Raw genomic sequence first — 18,411 nt, forward strand, 5'->3', positions numbered from 1 at the left:
CGACGGTCGACAGCCGTGTTCAGTTTTCACGTGCCGTCGACAAGAAGTGGCGTAGGGAGTGCATGCAACGGTAGCTGTAGGCCCCGGCTTCGAGAGCGGGACGCTGTCAGAGTTCGCGAGCGCGGATCTACCGCTGGTGACTGTGCCCCCGGTGGGGGGCTTGTAGACGGTGCGGGGCAATAAACTACCGAGTCACTGCCGGTTGGTCGGTGGGACTGCTTTGAGGCGAGAATAGGGGAGCACATATGGGGACGGCCGACATCGGACCGGGGTCACAAGTTCGATTGGTGGCTCGGCCAGAGGTCATCGGTGTTGTCACCGGGTCCCGCGAGATCGCCGGCGAGCTGCGATTCGACGTGTTTCACGACAATGCCGTGCATGGATATTTCGCGTCACAGATTGAACCGATCTCTGCCGAGTCAGCACCGCAGATCCTCTCAGCTGCGGCGTTGCGTGCCGGACTGACCTCGACGTTGCTCCTCGAGAAGAACACGGGATACCTGCATGCCCGTAACGTCGGACGTATCGACTACGAGCCCTATCAGTTCCGACCTGTGCTGAAAATCGTCCAAGCCGACCGGCCTCGCATCCTCATCGCCGATGATGTCGGGGTAGGTAAGACGATCGAAGCGTGTCTGATCCTCAAGGAACTGCAGGCACGGCAACGAGCTCATTCGGTGCTGGTCATCTGCCCGAAGCCGCTGGTCGTCGACGAGAAGTGGCGTAACGAACTCAAGCGCTTCGATGAAGACTTCGTGCACCTCGACACCGCCTCGTTGCGGTTCTGCCTCGAGGAAACATTGCGTGAAGGGGAGTGGCCGTCACGATTCGCGAAGGCGATCCTGCCGTACTCCCTGCTCGACCAGCGTCTTCTTGTAGGCAGCGAGGTACCGGGCGGGCCTCGACGTGTTGGTTTGGCCGACCTGGCGCCGGGCCCGCACTTCGATCTGGTGATTGTCGACGAGGCACACCATATTCGAAACCGTTCCACCTACGCCTATCAGAATGTTCGTCGTCTGACCGAGTCGGCGAATGCTGTGGTCCTGTTGTCGGCGACGCCGCTTCAGACGGACAGCCAGGATCTCTTCACGTTGGTGAACTTGCTTCGCGACGAGCTTGTCCCGACCGAGCGGGACTTTGTGCAGATGTTGGAGCCGAACCACTTTCTCTATGAGGCTGTCGAGGCAGCGCGCGGTGGAGACGAGCAGTGGCAGCCGGAGGTTCGACGGGCGCTGGACGGTGCTTTGTCGACGTCATGGGGTCGCCAGGTGATGACTGTCGATCCTCGGGTGGCGCAGGTGCGCGATCTTCTCGCATCCGATCCGGCAGATTCGCGGGCGCGTCTGCGAGTGGTCCGCACGTTGGAGGACCTCAACACGTTCTCGTCGATTGTCACCCGTACGCGGCGTCGCGATATCGGTACCTTCACCACCCGTAAGCCCAGTGCGCCGGTGGTCGCGTTTACTGCGGAGCAAGAAGCCGTCTATGACGCTGTTCTCGAGGTTGGGCGTCGGATCACTCAGCTGCAGGCGCCGGGGATGCCGGTGGAGTTCTTGATGTCGATGCTTCGGCGTCAGGCGGCGAGTTCGATCAGCGGTTTGGCGCCGTTGGTGGCTCAAGTGCTCGAGAACCGCTTGGACAAGCTCGACATGTATGAGTTGAACGATGATGCGCCGGACGTGCCGGCGCCGGTTCTTGATGGTCTCCGACAGCAGATCGGTGAGATCGGGCGGATGGCTGCACGTCTGGAAGGACTACCGGATCCGAAGGTTGAGGTCCTCCGCGGGATTGTGGAGGACAAGCAAGGGTCGAGCAACAACAAGGTGCTGGTGTTCAGCACTTTCCGTCATACCCTGCGATATCTCGAGGAGCAGACGCGACAGTGGGGGGTGCGAGTTGCGGTCGTGCACGGAGCGGTGCCCGATGGAGATCGGCACATGCTGCGTCGTCGGTTCAAGCTGCCCCAGTCCGACCCCGACGCGATCGACGTGATGCTGTGCTCGGAGGTGGGCACGGAAGGCTTGGACTATCAGTTCTGCGACATGTTGGTCAACTACGACATTCCCTGGAATCCGATGCGGATCGAGCAACGGATCGGGCGCATCGACCGACGGGGCCAGCAGAGCGAGTCCGTGGCGATCATCAACATTTTGACCGAGGGGACGATCGAAGCAGAGATCTACCAGCGTTGTCTTTCACGCATCGGAGTGTTCCATCGGGCGCTCGGCGGCAGCGAGAAGATCCTGGGTGATCTGACGTCAGAGCTACGTAGGATCGCTGAGGATCTGAGTTTGTCCGATACAGACAGGAAGGAGCGGCTTCGTCAGCTTGCAGACAACGAGGTCGCGCGGGTTCAGGAATTGGAGCGACTGGAGGACCAGCAAAGTGCACTGCTCGGGTTGAGCACCGAGTCGTTCGAGTCGCGGGTCTCCGAGGCAAGTACCGAATGGCTTTCCGAAGACAAGATCCGGGATCTGGTGCGTCTGTACTTTGAAGACTCCATTGGTCGGCGTATCGCACTCAAAGCCGGCAAAGTGGCGGTGGTGCGTCTGGACGACGAAGCAGTCGCTCGGGTGACGGACGATCTCCAATCTGTGTGTGGCGGCGATCCTCGGCTCGAGCGAGTGTTACGGCGCCGACCGGCGCAGCTGCGCCTTACCGCAGATTCGGAACTTGCAGTTGACGACGACACGGTCGAACTGCTCGGAACGACTCATCCTCTGGTGCTGGTGACAGCTCGCCATGCAGCGTTGACGCGGCCGGCGATGTCGTCTTTGAGGGTCCGCACAGACCTGGTTGCTCCTGGTCGGTACCCGGTGGCTGTCCACGGCTGGACGCGGTTGGATTCGCGCGACACCCTGACGCTGCGCTACATCAGTACCGATCCTGCCGTGGAGGAGATCGCCGACGTGCTGTTGACGAAGGCTGTCGACGGAGATCCCGACGCGGTAGTGGATGCACCGGGCTCCAAGATGCTGGAGCAGCGACACCATCTTGAATGGAAGTCTGCCCGGGAGCGACATATTGCCCGTGCCCACGCCGCAGGCGAACAACGCGTTGCGTCGCTTCGAGCACAACGTGATCAACAACTACGGGTGCTCGAAGAGCACATCAAGAATGTTGAAGACCCCAAGATCGTGAAGATGCGCAGCAGTGAAATTTCCTCGGTGAGAGATAAATTCGATCGCCTCATCGCGGCGCAGGAGCGAGCGGTCACGGGTGCTGATCTGACGACTCGGCATTTGGCCGACGTTCTACTCGAGGTGGTGGCACCGTGACCGATTTCAGGGACTTGACCCAACTGCGTCGGGACTTGGTGGCGATTACGCAGGCGAACGGGTTCGAAGAGGGCTTGAGGACACTACTGGCCGACCTCTACCCGGACAACGCGCACTTCATCTACGAGCTACTGCAGAACGCTGAAGACGCAGGCGCTCATACAGTGAATTTCGATCTTCGCAACACCGGTCTGCGCGTCGAACACGATGGCAACCGCATGTTCGATCTCGGTGATATCGACTCGATCACCAGCATCGGTCATTCCACCAAAGCCAACGATGCCACACGCATCGGCAAGTTCGGCGTCGGATTCAAAGCGGTCTTCGCATACACAAGCACACCTGAGATTCGTTCAGGAGAAACCGCATTCGCTATCCACGATCTGTTCGTCCCCGTTCCGCTAGAGGGAAAGTCACGCGGCGGATGGACGACGTTCTGGTTCCCCTTCGATCGGGACGACAAACCTGCCGACATCGCGGTGATTGAGGTCGCCCGCGCTCTGCACGATCTAGCGCACTCGACCTTGCTGTTTCTCACGAACATCCGATCGATCGGCTACACGCTCGCCGATGGCAGCAAACGAGAACTTGTACGACAGTCTCTCGGGAATAACATTGCTCGGATCAAGAGTGTGCACGAGGAGCAGGATTCGACGTACTGGTATCGCCTCATCGGGGATGTAGACGTTGCCGGGTCGAAGTACTCGGTTGCAGCGGCGTTCGCTCTCGAACCCCACGCATCGAAAGACGCCGGCCCGAAGAATTTTTCGGTCAAGCCAACCGACGGGAAGGTGTTCATCTACTTCCCCGCCGCGAAGGAAACGTCGGGACTGAAGTTTCATATACACGCGCCCTTCGCCTCGACAGTGGCCAGAGACAGTGTTCGTGACGACCCGAACAACGACATCCTTGTAAGGGGCATTGCAACACTCGTGACCGCCGCGCTTCCCCAGATGCGCGACGCCGGGCTGATCACCAGCGATATGCTCGCGGCGCTGCCACACAGCAACGACCCATTGCCGAGTCGATATGCCGTCATCGGCGAGCAAGTCCGCGACGCGTTCAACACGCGCCCCCTCACCCCGACGGTAGACAACGGTATCTATGCGCCGGCTACGACTCTCTTCCGCGCTGAGGCACAGACCCGAGCGATCCTGTCAGTGGACGACGCAACCGCCCTTCGTGCACTTGGACACCATGAATCCACCCCGACCGCGAAAGGGTGGATCCCGGAACGAGAGGGTCGCGCTCGGGCGTTTCTCGCAGACCTCGACACGATCCTCTTCGACCGCTCGGTGTTGTCCGCAACGCTGACCCGCGTGGCCCATGCATATGTGCAGGTAGAGCGTTCGTCGGGCGATCAGGGCGCGGCCGATGCCCAGCAGACGGTGAACTGGTGGAATGACTGGATCGGTGCGAAGAGTGACTCGTGGTTACGCCGTTTCTACATGGCGCTTGAGGCTGTGATACCCAAACCTCGGGTTGGGTTCGGGTACGGGTACCGAGACGGCGGGGCCAGTGGCCCTGATGTTCTGCGTAGTGCGCCGTTGATCCGTGTCCAGGATGGTGAGGGTGTTCGTCATGTTCCCGGACTGGAGGCGTACATGCCTACTGTGCCCGGTCTCGAAGGCGACGGTCTGGTCGTCGATTCGCTCGCAGTGTTCGCCGAGGAGGACGATACCGACATCAACTTCCCTCTGCGAGACTTCTACTCGAGGGCGACGGTGAGGAAGTGGGACGCCAAAGCCCAGTTGGATACCCGCTTGTCGGCATACGGACAGATCCCACGGGCGATTACCGACGAGCACATCGCTGATCTGAAGGTCCTCGAGCAGCTCATTGCGGACAAGGCGGTAGCAGGCAGTGACTACTCCGGAACACCCCTTCTTCTCGCGGTACAGAGGAACGGCAGCCGATACTGGGCGAAACCTCGGGACGTCTTCGTGGACGAACCCTTCGCTTCGACCGGTCTCGCTGCCCTCTACGAATCGGACGAATACCAAGGCGTGCCGCCGGGACGCCTCGACCCCGAGTATGCACAGGTACTTGCGGACGCGTGCACCTTGGCGTGTGCGCTCGGAGCAGTGTCCCAGCTGCGTATCGCCGCAGCAGAGGCGAAGAAGAACCGTGAGTTCCGTCAGGTGTGGGTGGAACGAGAGAACCGCAAGTCATCGTCCACCGACTGGACGATCCCGCACTTCGACGCGATCCTGTCGTCCGATGATGAGACTCTGTTGCGGGGTCTATGGGAGCTTGTGGCTGCTTCGCCTGTTCAACATGCGAACGCGTCCTACCGAGCCAACGGGTCCAGCCCTATCCATACGATGAGATCCCAACTCCTACAGGCATTACAGACGACGGCGTGGATTCTGGACCGTGACGGGAACCTACGTAAGCCCGAAGACATTACTGCCGAGGAGCTGGCCGAAGGTCTCTCGGCTCCTTCGGATTCACCTCTGTTGGACCGGGCAGGGTTCGGTCGCAAAGCAGCGGTCAGTGCCCAAGAGCGCATACATGAGGCGGAGGTGGCGCGTAAGTACGGGTTCGAATCGTTCGAGGACTTCCGAAGGATTGCTGACGTGCGGAAGCGGGACCCGGACCGTTTCAAGAGCTTCCTTGACCATATCGAAGCGGAGCTCCGCCTCCCCGAGGAGCCGGCATCAGCACCTGAGCTTCGTGCCCAACGAGCAGCAGAGGCGTCCACTGATGCCCCGACGCGACGGTATGAACAGAAGCTTCGGTCGGTTCTTATCCAAGTGCCCGGCCACCGCAGTGATGCTCGAGGCTATCTGCGCCAGTTCTACACCAATGACGATGGCGTCATGATTTGCCAGGTGTGCTCCGAGGCGATGCCCTTCAAGATTGAGGGGCAGTACTACTTCGAAGCGGTGCAGTTCGTCGCAGACGGTCGACAGGATTTGCGAGAAAACCGTCTCGCCTTGTGTCCGACCTGCGCGGCCAAGTACCGACATGCTCAGAGCACAACCGACGGCGAGCGTCGCACTGCTTTGCTCAGCCAGCACATCGGATTCCGAGGAAGCGTGCTTGTACCTGTGGTCCTCGCCGAGGAAGATGCATTCGTCCGCTTCGTGGGCAAGCATGCCATCGACCTGCAAGCAGCGCTGGCGGTCCAGCGTGGTGACGTCGCAGGTTCGCCCAGCTCCGGACCAGCCCAGTCACGCTGAGACCACAGCGAACGGCAGGACACCAACCGGCTTGCCACGCGCTCGCCGAGGAGGCGGCGTAACGCTCGCTACAGATGTTGGAGAGTGTGTGAAGCGCCGATGCCATGCCGCTGAGGCTCGGTACCGGGGAGGCTGACGCGCCCCGCAGACGAGCCAAAGCTATGAACACCCCGCCGCGGTGATCCCCGATGGTCTCTAGTACGGGGGTAGGCCAATGAGCACGGCGTTGGGCGCCACGGTGGCAGGCAAAGCGTGAGGCCAATAGGTTGGGACATACCCTTCGGTGCCGTCGAGGGCGTAGAGGCGACGTACTCGTGTGGACCTGCTCCATGAGCTTCCCGGCGCTCGCGGTACAGGCTCCGCGCTGTCAGAAGCGCATCGGTAAACACGGAGAACTGATGTGATCGGAGGTGCGAGTTGTCGACCGACCCGAGAAGGGGAAATCCCAGTTGAACCGTCGCACTCGATTACAGATGGTGGTCGCCGCGTCCATGCTGGTCGCCTTGTCTGCGTGCAGCACTGACAACACCCCTTCCGCTGGGGACGACAGCGGTGTAAACACTGCTACGACGACGGTGGTGGACGCTCCAGATGTATGTGCCGGATCGACCGACTGCGTTGTCCTCGCCGAAACCGATATCGACGGTGACAGCCTGCCCGACACGGTGAGGCGAACAGGAGACGTCCTCGAGGTCCTGACTGCGACCGGGGCGCGGGCGCACACCTCTGCCACCTCAGCGGAGCGGTTGCAGAACCCGGACCTGCACACCGCCGGAGGATTCGTCGGAGTTCTCGACATCAATGGTCGGCCGGGTGACGAGATCGTCGTTGCCGATGAACTGCTGGATGGCTCTGGTCGTTACCAGGTGTTCACGTGGCAACGCGGTAACCTCGCGGTGATTTCGACCCCCATACCGCTGTACTCGGGTGACTGTCAAGTCCCGAGTTTTGTTGAGGCTGAGCGTGTGTTCAGTTCTCAGGCCGCAGAAGCGGCCGGCGGTTGTGCGTAGTAGGCGGTCTCGACCTCGGCTGGGGTGCGATAGTCGAGCATGCCGTGGACCCGTTCGGTATTGAACCAATGCACCCATTGCGCGGTGGCCGCTTCGACGTCCTCCCGGCCGGTCCAGGGACCGTCGAGGAAGATCAACTCGGCCTTGTACAGCGAGTTCAGCGCTTCGGCCATGGCATTATCGAACGAGTCGCCTTTCGATCCGACGGAGGCGACCGCGGCGGCCTGGTCCAGGGTCTGGGCGTAGCGCAGCGCTCGGTATTGCACGCCGCGGTCGCTGTGATGGACCAGTCCGGTGACGTCGCGGCCTGCGCGTCGTCGTGCCCACAGGCCCATCTTCAACGCGTCGAGCGCCAGGTCGGTGTACATCCGGGTCGAGGTCTGCCACCCGACGATCATGCGGGAGAACGCATCCAGGACGAACGCGACATAGACCCACCCGGACTGCGTCCGCACATACGTCAGATCGGCCACCCACAACTGGTTCGGCGCAGTGGCCGTGAAGTCTCGTTCGACGAGGTCACAGGGCTGATCGGTTTCCGGTGCCGGCTTCGTCGTGCGCGGCCATTTTCCGCGGACGGTGCCGCGGACACCGAGTTCGCGGCAGAGCCGCTCGATGGTGCAGCGGGCCACCTCGTGGCCTTCCCGGACCAGTTGGGCGTGGATCTTGCGGATTCCGTAGACCCGCATCCGTGGGTGGGAGTGGATGCGCATGATGTGTTCTTTGAGGACGGCATCGCGGCGTGCACGGGCGCTGGGTTCGCGACCTATGAAGGCGTAGTAGGTGCCCGGGGCGATCTTGACCTCGGTGTTCTCCGACAGAACGCGACAGATCGGTTCGATCCCCCAGCGGTGTTTGTGTTCGTCGATGAAGGCGACGATCACTTCAGTCGGCGGTCGAACTCCGCCTTCGCGAAAAAAGCTGTGGCAGAACGTAATATTTCCATCGACTGCCGTAGTTCGCGGTTCTCTTTCTCCAGACGGCGGATCCGTGCTTCGGCATCGACGGGCTCAGTGGGGAGCTCGTCGTCTTCGGCTTTGCGCACCCAGGTCCGCAGGGCTTCCTTGTGGACGCCGGTCTGCTCGGCGATCCGGTTGATGGCGCCGGTGCGGGTGTCGGGGTCGCGGCGGGCTTCGACGGCGAGTCGGGTCGCTCGCTCACGCAGTTCCTGAGGGTATTTGTAGTTCGCCATGTTGAGTCTGGGGTGATCCTTCCGGGATATCTGGCTCACCCTCAATGAAACCAGGGACGATTCACTGCGCGCATTCGACAGGCCGGTGTGATCGCCAGGATCATCGGTTCCTGCCACGCCGAGACGGTCGTCGCCAGCTTGCCGATCTCCGGGACCCGGCATGCCGCGCAGAACGTGTAGAACCGATACAGTCTGTCCCGGATCTCATGGCGAAGGCCACCACGATCGGTGCAGCGCAACACATCCCGCAGCAGTTCTTTGGCGATCCATGCCGCAGCGATGTCCCCGTGCGGATCCGCGGCGGTCAGCTTCTCGAACAGGGCCGATCGTTGCTCATCGGTTAGGCGCTCCGCGGCCCGCAACAACCGTCGTCGATTGATCCACTCGACATCACTCTTGCGGCCGCGCCGACCCCGCTCGGCCTGGTTGACCCTGCGCCGGACGGTATCGACCATCTCGTTCGCCTTCTTGACCACGTGGAACCGGTCCACCACCAGCTGCGCGTGCGGCAATGCCTCGCGCACCGCCTTCGCATACACCGTCGACATGTCGATCGCGACATGGATGATCTGTGCCTTCCATGCCTCGTCGCGGGCGTCGAGCCAGTCGATCACCACCGCCGAGGTGCGTCCGTTGACCTGCGCCAGCAACCCTTGATCGCCGGTCAGATCGACCAGTCCGGTGTCCCACCGATCCACCCACGACCGCACACCGGTGTCCGGATCGGTTTCCCATTTCGCCTTCCCGCGCCGGGTCTCATCGATCCCGAGCACCATCACCGCCTCAGGCTCGCCGGCCAGGGCGGCGTCGGCGACCACGACGAGGTGCTCGTGGACGGTGTGCCAGGCGCACCCGTAGTCGCCGGCGACCGCGGCGACCGACCGGTCCCCGTCGAGGACGGCGTCGACCAGCAGCGCCTTCGCTCGTGGCGTGACCCGTGCCCGGGACGGCACCCCCGGCGTCGACTCGGTGAACACCTTACGGTCACAGGAGGTATTGGTGCACAACCATTTCCGTTTCCGCCACACCAACAGCGGACGGTCGGGTCCGACCTGCACATCCCGCGATCTGGTGGTGACCCAACCCTTCGAACGCGATGATTTCTGCCCGCACTGCGGGCACACTCCGACCCATTCGGGTGCCGTTGCGATCTGCACGATCCGGCTGCCCTCGACCGTGCGCTGCACCGATTCGACGATGACGCCGTCGAGATCGAGCAGCAATGAACTACCGTGGTGCATGCCCGCGTTCCTTGCTGTCCTGGATGCCTGAGAACACCCAGCTCACAAGGGCGCGGGCCCTTTTTCAATCACCGACACGGCATCGGGGTCGATCGGCACCAGCCCCTACCAAGTGCGAAGAGCCGGATAGCACCTTGGCCGGGCCGCACTGTCGGTAGCCCGCATTAGTGATCGCGTCGTCGGTCCTGTTGCTTGTAGGCGACGTGCTCGGTCGAGACCCCTTATGGCCGCTGAAGCCTACGGGTACCGGTAGCTACGGCGATACTCGACGTTGCTGGACGTGGTGAACGTGAGCGTTCGCCTCGCGCATTCGTGCTCGCGTAGCCAGGCCGGCGTGGCGTCCTCGTCCGGGGGATATGAGTGATAGTGATGTGACGTCACCCGCGGTCGGCCCGCGCAACATTTATGTGCTTGGTGCGGAACCACATCCAGCTCCCCACGCCGGCCACCGCGACGACAAGACCAACGATCGCCAATGCCGACGGCCCCCATTCCACGACATGCTCAGACACGGAAGCACCGGCGTGGGGCCCGGTCGCGAACGTCCACTGACAGCGGGATGCGACTATCCCCACCCACTGCTTGCCGGCGCTCGCTGAGGTCGCTACCACTGCCTCGGAGCCGGTCATGTGCGATGTCAGTCGAGTCATGCACACCTCGGTCGGTGCGGTGATGAAGAAGGCAGCGACATACAAGATCAGGCCGACGGCGACACCTGCCAGCGCGAACACCCGAACGATCCCCGGCCGATATCGGTGTCGAGGCGTGTCTCGGAAAGTCACAGGGATCCCCTCAGCAGCGACGTTGCGGGTAGGGGTCCACCTACCGCCCCAGAGGCGGAGCGACCAGTTCTCCGAAAGGCACCTTTCCGAGACTAGGGTCATCGTCGCTCGTGCACCCCGAGGTAGACGTTTGTCCGTGTCCAGCCCGTCTCGGAGCGCTCGATCGCGTCCACGACCTTGCAGGACCAGCCGGATGTCTGTGGGAATGTTGAATATTCGTGAGCGAAAGTTCCCGACAGCCGATACCGCCACTGCTCAAGGTTGGGGAACAGTGCGGTTATGAATGACTGTCGTGACGAGATTCGGACCTGCGTTGACCACGACGAGTATGGAGAGGACGGCGTCGAGACTCCGTCCAGGGGCCGTATTCCACAACGCCTCGCGACACCGAACGCACCGACAATGCTGAGCAGCCACCCTGCTGTCTGAGCGCGCTTGACCCGACGCGTCGGACGCACCGGATACATGCCCCACAGATAAGGAAACCGAGAGCCGAAATTCAGTCGAGCGGCTGCCACGGCTGCCCATCTATGGAGCAGACAACCGAGGACTGTGGCCAGCACACCTACCAGCACAATCGCCTCCTTCCCTCGCTCGCGTCCTGGTCCCAGCCTACGGTACGACTGTCCTTCACCGGCGCGGGGAGCCGACAAGGACATCGACAGGGGAATCGGAATGACGATCTTCGATCGTTCACGATGTCGTCCGCGCCGGTCGGCCGTCACATTGTCAAACCCACCGTCCTGGTGGTGGTGTCGGTCGGAGCCAGGGAACTACGGGCGTGAAACAAACGGTGAGCAGGTAGGTGGCGGCACCGGCGCATCCGGTGACAGTCACCGCTGTTGATGAGGTCCGTGGCGTCCGCATCGCCGGAGGCAACCCGCGCTCATCGTCGGCCCGGGCTCCAACAAGTCGCCGGTCTACGTGCCGAAATGCACGTAGACCGCGGGGACCTGCGTGCCCTCGGCACCGTCGGGGGAGCGCAGGGTGCGGCGCAGCATGCCGTCGGTGTTCTTCGGGATGCGCCTGCTGCCGCGCGCGGTGTGGCGGCGTCTGCCGCGCTGACCGTCGGCGTGCAGTTCTCGTCGCCGCGCGGCGTGTCGCCACGACAACTGCACGCGCGAGAGACGATCAGCTGCGGCGGGATTCGAGCAGCCGCAACCAGATCTCGCTGATCGTGGGATAGGACGGCACCGCATGCCACAGCGCATCCAGCGGCACCTTCCCCACCAGGGCGACGGTGGCGGCGTGGACGAGTTCGGCGACCTCCTGACCGACGAAGGTCGCGCCGACCAGGGTGTCGGTGGCGCGGTCGACGACGAGCGCGGCGTGTCCGGCGTAGTCGTCGCGGGCGAGCGAGGCCCCGGCGACGTCGATGTCGGCCTCGAGGACCTCGACGTCGAGTCCGTCGGCGCGGGCCTGCTCGGCGGTGCGGCCGACCGCGGCGATCTCCGGGACGGTGAAGATCACCTGCGGGACCTGGCCGTGGTCGGCGCTCGCCCGGAATCGTGACCCGTCGGTGGGGCGGTTCTCGGCGCGGGCGGCGATGACGTCCCCGCACACCCGCGCCTGGTATTTGCCCATGTGGGTCAGTGCGGCGCGACCGGCGATGTCCCCGACCGCATACAGCCACTGGCCGTCGACCCCGTCGACGGTGAGATCGTCGGCGACGGTCACCTTCCGGTCGGTCAGGCCGACAGTGTCGAGACCGAGCCCGTCCACGGCGGGGCAGCGGCCGGCGGCGACGACGATCTCGTCGACCTCGACAGTGCTGCCGTCGGACAACTCCACGGTGGCGGGACCGCCGTGGATGCGGCCGACGCCGGTGTCCTTGACGTCGGGGCGCTGCACCGAGCGGATCTCGGTGCCGTAGCGCACATTCAGGCCCTTGTGGGCCATGCGGGTGGCGACGCGTTCGGCGGCGAACGGCTCCACGCGCGGCAGCAACCGGTCGCCGCGCACCGCGAGGGTGAGTTCCTCGACGCCGAGTTGCCGCAGCCAGGTGGCGGTTTCGCAGGCGACGACACCGCCGCCGACGACGAGCACGCGGCGGGGGACCTCGAGCAGGTTCGTCGCATCGCGGGAGGTCCACGGCAGCGCGTCGCGCAGCCCGGGCAGGTCCGGGATCGACGGGACGGTGCCGGTGGCCAGGACCACGGCGTGCCGGGCCTGCAGGCGACGCTCCCCGTCGCTGCCGGTGACGGTGACGGTGCGTTCGCCGGCGAGGCGGCCGTGGCCGCGGACGACGTCGATGCCCGCGCCCTTCGCCCAGTCCACCTGGGAGCTGTCGTCGCGGTTGTGGGTGAAGCTGTCGCGGCGGGCGAGTACGGCCGGTACCTCGACGCCGTGGGCGCTGATTTTGTCGGCGACGCCGGGCATGTTGCGGGCGGTGGTGAGCACCTGGGTGGGGCGCAGCAGAGCTTTGCTGGGCATGCAGGCCCAGTAGGAACATTCGCCGCCGACGAGTTCGTGTTCGACGAGCACCGCGGTGCGGTCGCTGCCGGCGATGGCGTACTGGGCGGCGTTCTCCCCGGCCGGGCCCGCGCCGAGGACGATCACGTCATAGCTGTCGGATTCCGCTGTCGGACCGCTCATCCGTCCACGATAGGCGCGGCCGAACCGTCGGCGGGCCGGATCGGGGGCGACGGCCCGGTTCGCGAAGTCCGCCCGTTCGTGCAGGTCAGCGGCGGCTCAGTGCAGGTGCGGGGAGTCGGCGTCGAAGATCAACCCCATGGGGGCGAGCACCCGCACCACCTGTTCGGCGGTCCACTCGTCGAGATCGCACAGCAGCACCGACCGCCACGGGGTGACGATCACCGGACGTTCGACGGCGGCCAGGAATTCCGCCAGGCGCGCGGGGAGGATCCCGCTGGGCAGCCCGCCGGCGAGGGTGACGGCCCCGTCGGGCTGGTCGAGCCAGCCGATCGGTGGCCGCGGTTGCTCGGGCACTGGTTCCGGATCCCCGGTGGGGTCGGTCGGTGGGGTGAGCAGCGCCTCTGCGGCGTCCTGCGGGTCGACGCGCACCCCGGTGTCGGCGCCGTCGCGGATCACCGCGAAGCGGCCGTCGGGGCGGGCGAGGACCGCGACGGTGGGGGCGAGGGCGACGATGTCGCCGGTGCCGTCGTCGAGCCCGAGGACGGTGCCGGCCGGCACCGGCCGCTCGTCGAGGCGCGCAAGCACCGCGGCGGTGAGTTCGCGCAGGTCGTGGTGTCCGCCGATGCGGCCGCTGAGCGGGGAGACGAGAAGCCGTGCGCGGGTGGGCACGTCGACGGTGAGACCGGCGGCGGTGACGGCCGCGCTGATCGCGGCGTGGTCACCCCGCACCTGCAGCTGGGCGTGGGCGGTCAGATGCAGTTCGCCGCCGCCGTGGGTGTGGGCGAGTTCGGCGAGCAGCTGCACCTGCGCGGAGGTCAGATGCCCGGCGGGCAGGTGCACGTCGACAGCGGTATCGGCCATGACCGCCAGCGTAGAACGCGGCGCCGGCGGGACGAGCGGTGCCGTGAGACCGTGCGGTTTGTAGGGTGGTGGCCATGCCCGAGTCGACGACCCCCACCTTCGCGGACCTCGCCGCCGCCAAGTTCGTGCTGCTGACCACCTACCGCAAGGACGGCAGCGCGGTGGACACCCCGGTGTGGGCGGCGCCCGACGGGAACCGGCTGCTGGTGTGGACGGTCGCCGACGCCTACAAGGTGCGGCGACTGCGCCGCGATCCGCGGGTGTCCCTGGCGATCTGCGACGCGCGCGGCAACGCGAAGTCGGCGGCGGTGCCCGGCACGGGGGAGGTGCTCGACGCCGACGGCTCGGCGCACGCCCGGTCGGTGATCGCCCGCAAGTACGGGCTGCTCGGCCGGATCATCGTCGGCGCGAGCGTGGTGCGCCGTGGCCGCACCGGCACCGTCGGGTTGGCGTGTGCGCTCGATCCCGCCGACACGGCCGGCCGGTAGGCGTCGTGGCGCGCTCTCACACCTACCGGTCCCAGGCGATCGCGGTGGCGCTCGCGAGCCTCCCGCTGATCTCCGGTTCGAGTCGCTGGAAGTGGTTGCGCCGCGCCGGTGTCGACGCCGCACCGCCGAGCCTGATCCACACCGGCGTGGTGGTGCAGGGCCTCGGCCGGCTCACCCTCGGCGCGGGCTCGTTCGTCAACCACGGTTGCTATTTCGACACGGTCGCCGACATCACCCTCGGGCAGCGGGTGTTCCTCGGCGACCACGTGCGGGTGCTCACCAGCAGCCACCGCATGGGCACCGCGGAACAGCGCGCGTCGACGCTGACGGGGGAGCCGGTGACCATCGGCGACGGCGCGTGGATCGGCTCCGGTGCGGTGGTCATGCCGGGCGTGAGCATCGGGGCCGGTGTAGTGATCGGCGCGAACTCGCTGGTGACGAAGGACTGTGCCCCGCACACGCTGCATCTGGGCAGCCCCGCCCGGCACGTCCGTGACCTGGACTGACCCCGCACCGGCAGCCCCGCCCGGGTCGTCCGATCCCGTAGGGTCCGTGGTGATCTCGGCCTCACCTGCGGGGCCGCGCTCTACCGGCACCTGCGCGCCGAGGCTCCCGGTGATTTCGGGCCGCAGCACGGTTTCCTGTTCGAGCACGTGAGCAAGACCCGCCCGGAGGCGATCGGCACCGACGAGGTGAAGTGGAACTTCACCAAGTTCCTCGTCGACCCGCAGGGTGCGGTGGTGCGCTGCTTCGAGCCGACGGTCACCCCCGAGGAGATCGGCAAGGAACTCACCGACCTGCTCTGAGCGCCTACCGGTCCGGTCGGTGGACGTCACCGACCGGACCGGAGGTCAGTGGGCGGCGCTGACCGAGGACATGTGGAAGTCGGGGATGCGCACCGGCGGCATCGCGGTGCGGGTGAACCAGTCTTTCCACTCCCGCGGCAGGGTGCGTTCGGTGGCGCCGATCTCGGTGGCGCGGCCGAGCAGATCGACCGGGGATTCGTTGAACCGGAAGTTGTTCACCGCCGCCCGCACCTGCCCGTCCTCGACGAGATACACCCCGTCGCGGGTCAGGCCGGTCAGCAACAGCACCGCCGGATCGACCTCCCGCAGGTACCAGACGGTGGTCAGCAGCAGACCGCGTTCGGTGCGGGCGATCATGTCGTCCACATCGGCGGTGCTGCCACCGGTGAGCAGCAGATTCTCACCCGGCGCCGTGGGGGTGGCCCCGAATTCGGCGGCTGCGGCCCGCGGATACGCCAGCGCGTGCAGGGCGCCGTCGCGGAGCCAGTCGACCCGCGAGGCGCTCATCCCGGTGTCGAACACCGAGACGCTGTCGGTGGAGGCGGTGGCGACCACGAACGGCGCATACCGAGCCCCGGGGCGGCCGGATCGGACGTCAATGTCACCGGCAGCGCGGCGATCTGCTCGCCGAGGCGGGTTCCGCCGGGCCCGGCCCACACCGACCGGCCTTCCTCGGCGCCGCGCCCGTCGAGGGACCACAGCAGCGGGATCATCAGGTCCGCGACCACCGAGGGTGGCAGCAGCGTCTCGTACCGTCCGGCGGGCAGGTCGACGCGGGTACCGGCCCAGTCCAGCCGCCGCGCCAGTTCGGCACGCAGCGGATCCATTGCGATGTCGGTGAAGTCGACGGTGCCGGCGCCGACCCAGGCGCTCGCCCCGGTCAGGCCGCCGCGTTTGCCGTTGATCTCGAGCGAGCCGTCGCGTTGCACCCAGCGGCGCCGCACCCCGGTGGAGGTGCCCAGCCACATCGTCGTGGATTGGTGGTGGGCGAATCCGTAGAGGGCGTCGGTGTCGTCGAAGCCGGCGGCGAGCCCGTCGAGGAGCGGGGCGAAGACCTCGACGTCGGTACCGACGGCCTCGTCGCCCCACTGCGGGTCGGTGTTGTCGCCGTCGATCAACGGCATCGCATCCGGTGCCGCCGGGGCCTGCTGCGCGGCCGCCCACGCCGCGGCAACCACCGCGCCGATGTCGTCGGCGTCGACGATCGGGGCGCTGACCACCCCGCAGTGTGCGCCGTCGGGGGTGCGGCGGATCGCGAGGATCGTGGCGCCGCGGGCACGGGCGGAGCCGTTGGTGGTCATCGAACTGCCGGCCCACCGCAGCGACGCCTCGGCACTGTCGGTGACCATCACGATGGTCTCGTCGGCAGGGGAGGTCGCCAGGGCGGTTTCGACGAGTCGGTCTCCGGGGATCATCGGCCACCTTCCTGCACCGTGTTGAGCACGTTCACGCCGCGCACCAGCACCGACGGGCAACCGTGCGAGACGGACGCGACCTGCCCGGGTTGCGCCTTGCCGCAGTTCATCGCGCCGCCGAGCTGCCAGGTCGACGCGCCGCCGACCGCCTCGAGGGCACCCCAGAACTCGGTGGTCGACGCCTGATAGGCCACATCGCGGACCTGACCGGCGAGCCGGCCGCCGCGGATCCGGTAGAACCGCTGCCCGGTGAACTGGAAGTTGTGCCGCTGCATGTCGATCGACCAGCTGCGATCGCCGACGATGTACAGCCCGTCGTCGACCCCGGCGATCAGATCGGCGGTGCTGCGATCGACGCTCGGATCGGGTTGCAGCGACACGTTCGCCATCCGCTGGATCGGCACGTGATGCGCCGAATCGGCGTAGGCGCAGCCGTTCGAGCGGGCCACCCCGAGCCTCGGGGCGAACGCCCGGTCGAGTTGGTAGCCGACGAACACCCCGTCCTTCACGAGATCCCAGGACTGGGCGGCGACCCCGTCGTCGTCGTAGCCGACGGTGGCCATGCCGTGCGGTTCGGTGCGGTCGGCGGTGACGTGCATGACGTCGCTGCCGTAGCGCAGGCTGCCGAGCAGGTCGGGGGTGGCGAAGGAGGTGCCGGCGTAGGCGGCCTCGTAGCCGATGGCCCGGTCGTATTCGGTGGCGTGCCCGACCGATTCGTGGATCGTCAGCCACAGATTCGTCGGGTCGATCACCAGATCGGTGCGGCCCGGGATCACCGACGGGGCCTGCGCCTTCTCCGCGAGCTGGGCGGGCAGCTCGGCGAGCTCACGGCTCCAGTCCCACCACCGGTCCGAGGCCACGAATTCCCACCCGCGGCCGGTCGGCGGGGCCAGGGTGCGCATCGACTCGAAGGTGCCGGCCTCACGGTCGACGCGGGTCGCGTCGAGGTCGGAGTGGATCCGCACCCGCTGCTGGGTGATCGTCGACCCGGCGAGATCGGCGTAGAAGGTCTGCTCCTTGACCAGGGTCAGATTCGCGGCGACGTGGTCGACACCGACGGCGTCCTGCAATCGCCGCGAACGGTCCTCGAGCACCGCGATGCGCTCGGCCGCGGGGACGGTGAACGGGTCGATCTCGTACGGCGAGACCCACACCGCGTCCCGGTGGACCGCTTCGTCGGCCCACTGCACCGGATCCCGGTTCAACGCGCGCAGGGTGCGGGCGACCGCGACGGCGCGGGCCGCGGCGTCGGCGGCGCCGTCCGGGCCGGGCACCGGATGCGACGCGAATCCCCAGGTGCCGTCGAGCAGCACCCGCACCGCCACCCCGCAGTCGCTGTCGTCCACCGCCGCCTGCAGCGCGCCGTCGCGCAGGATGCTCGTCCCGGTCCGGATCCGATGCACCCGCACATCGGCGTGACTCGCGCCCGCCGCCCGCGCGACCGACAGGCCCGCGTCGGCGGCCGCGTGCAACGGCAGGGCCAGGAAATCGTCGTCCACCGCATTCACCCGCCCACCGTAACGCCGGGATGTGCGGGGCCGGGGTTGCCGCACCGAGC

At 65.9% G+C, this 18,411-nt stretch carries 11 protein-coding genes, 3 pseudogenes and 1 other annotated feature; of the genes and pseudogenes, 6 read left to right on the forward strand and 8 right to left on the reverse strand.

The annotated features are described in order from the left end of the window. Nucleotides 1-245 precede the first annotated feature (245 nt). From BO226_RS09090 to BO226_RS09100, 3 genes are all read left to right on the forward strand, one after another. Nucleotides 246-3,278 (forward strand): DEAD/DEAH box helicase, encoded by a 3,033-nt coding sequence (locus tag BO226_RS09090; RefSeq protein ID WP_083543609.1) that lies wholly within the window; start codon nucleotides 246-248, stop codon nucleotides 3,276-3,278. After that, nucleotides 3,275-6,463, forward strand: coding sequence for a sacsin N-terminal ATP-binding-like domain-containing protein (locus BO226_RS09095; protein ID WP_071935054.1), 3,189 nt, complete (start codon nucleotides 3,275-3,277; stop codon nucleotides 6,461-6,463). Before BO226_RS09090 ends, BO226_RS09095 begins: the two co-directional genes overlap by 4 nt. Nucleotides 6,464-6,912: 449 nt before the next feature. Beyond that, nucleotides 6,913-7,473, forward strand: a complete 561-nt coding sequence (locus BO226_RS09100; protein WP_156895161.1) for a hypothetical protein — start codon at nucleotides 6,913-6,915, stop codon at nucleotides 7,471-7,473. Here BO226_RS09100 and BO226_RS09105 read toward each other — a convergent pair. The 6 genes and pseudogenes from BO226_RS09105 to BO226_RS09135 form a co-directional block, all read right to left on the reverse strand. After that, nucleotides 7,440-8,665 (reverse strand): IS3 family transposase gene (locus tag BO226_RS09105; protein ID WP_156895129.1). Its coding sequence is split into 2 segments (ribosomal slippage): nucleotides 7,440-8,383 and nucleotides 8,383-8,665, totalling 1,227 coding nucleotides; the frame shifts between segments, so codons are not numbered across the junction. The genes BO226_RS09100 and BO226_RS09105 overlap by 34 nt on opposite strands. Further along, nucleotides 8,262-8,396 (reverse strand) — a sequence feature (AL1L pseudoknot). Its footprint overlaps the gene before it by 135 nt. A 60-nt stretch (nucleotides 8,666-8,725) precedes the next feature. Further along, nucleotides 8,726-9,952 (reverse strand): annotated as a pseudogene (locus tag BO226_RS09115) (ISL3 family transposase); the annotation flags it as partial. A gap of 331 nt (nucleotides 9,953-10,283) precedes the next feature. Further along, nucleotides 10,284-10,637: a hypothetical protein gene (locus tag BO226_RS09120; RefSeq protein WP_071935056.1), complete on the reverse strand. Its 354-nt coding sequence runs from the start codon at nucleotides 10,635-10,637 to the stop codon at nucleotides 10,284-10,286. 971 nt (nucleotides 10,638-11,608) lie between these two features. Next, the gene (locus BO226_RS09125) at nucleotides 11,609-11,806 is read right to left on the reverse strand and encodes a hypothetical protein (protein WP_071935057.1); all 198 of its coding nucleotides are present in this window, start codon (nucleotides 11,804-11,806) and stop codon (nucleotides 11,609-11,611) included. Nucleotides 11,807-11,819: 13 nt separating this feature from the next. Continuing rightward, nucleotides 11,820-13,283, reverse strand: coding sequence for a dihydrolipoyl dehydrogenase family protein (locus BO226_RS09130; RefSeq protein WP_071935058.1), 1,464 nt, complete (start codon nucleotides 13,281-13,283; stop codon nucleotides 11,820-11,822). Nucleotides 13,284-13,379: 96 nt separating this feature from the next. Then, on the reverse strand, nucleotides 13,380-14,144 hold the full coding sequence (locus BO226_RS09135) for a precorrin-3B synthase (RefSeq protein ID WP_071935059.1): 765 nt from the start codon (nucleotides 14,142-14,144) through the stop codon (nucleotides 13,380-13,382). A gap of 74 nt (nucleotides 14,145-14,218) precedes the next feature. Here BO226_RS09135 and BO226_RS09140 point away from each other — a divergent pair, with 74 nt between their 5' ends. The 3 genes and pseudogenes from BO226_RS09140 to BO226_RS09150 form a co-directional block, all read left to right on the forward strand. After that, nucleotides 14,219-14,632 (forward strand): PPOX class F420-dependent oxidoreductase, encoded by a 414-nt coding sequence (locus BO226_RS09140; RefSeq protein ID WP_071936397.1) that lies wholly within the window; start codon nucleotides 14,219-14,221, stop codon nucleotides 14,630-14,632. 5 nt (nucleotides 14,633-14,637) lie between these two features. Beyond that, nucleotides 14,638-15,138 carry an acyltransferase gene (locus BO226_RS09145; RefSeq protein ID WP_071935060.1) on the forward strand — a complete coding sequence of 167 codons (501 nt, stop codon included), beginning with the start codon at nucleotides 14,638-14,640 and terminating at the stop codon, nucleotides 15,136-15,138. Nucleotides 15,139-15,216: 78 nt separating this feature from the next. Next, nucleotides 15,217-15,438 (forward strand): annotated as a pseudogene (locus BO226_RS09150) (glutathione peroxidase); the annotation flags it as partial. A 45-nt stretch (nucleotides 15,439-15,483) separates the two neighbouring features. On the opposite strand, the pseudogene BO226_RS09155 reads toward BO226_RS09150, so the two are convergent. Together BO226_RS09155 and BO226_RS09160 are read right to left on the reverse strand one after the other, a co-directional pair. Beyond that, nucleotides 15,484-16,853, reverse strand: a pseudogene (locus BO226_RS09155) (metallopeptidase TldD-related protein). Then, nucleotides 16,850-18,361 carry a TldD/PmbA family protein gene (locus BO226_RS09160; protein ID WP_071935061.1) on the reverse strand — a complete coding sequence of 504 codons (1,512 nt, stop codon included), beginning with the start codon at nucleotides 18,359-18,361 and terminating at the stop codon, nucleotides 16,850-16,852. Before BO226_RS09160 ends, BO226_RS09155 begins: the two are co-directional and overlap by 4 nt. Nucleotides 18,362-18,411: the final 50 nt, after the last annotated feature.

It is taken from the genome of Rhodococcus sp. 2G (assembly GCF_001886355.1).
GTDB classification, from domain to species: Bacteria; Actinomycetota; Actinomycetes; order Mycobacteriales; family Mycobacteriaceae; genus Rhodococcus; species Rhodococcus pyridinivorans.

Bases quoted from the DNA above. Each gene is read 5' to 3' on its own strand.
- BO226_RS09090 (WP_083543609.1), top strand. From the start codon at position 246: ATGGGGACGGCCGACATCGGACCGGGGTCACAAGTTCGATTGGTGGCT.
- BO226_RS09135 (WP_071935059.1), bottom strand. From the start codon at position 14,144: ATGGCCGATACCGCTGTCGACGTGCACCTGCCCGCCGGGCATCTGACC.
- BO226_RS09130 (WP_071935058.1), bottom strand. From the start codon at position 13,283: ATGAGCGGTCCGACAGCGGAATCCGACAGCTATGACGTGATCGTCCTC.
- BO226_RS09140 (WP_071936397.1), top strand. From the start codon at position 14,219: ATGCCCGAGTCGACGACCCCCACCTTCGCGGACCTCGCCGCCGCCAAG.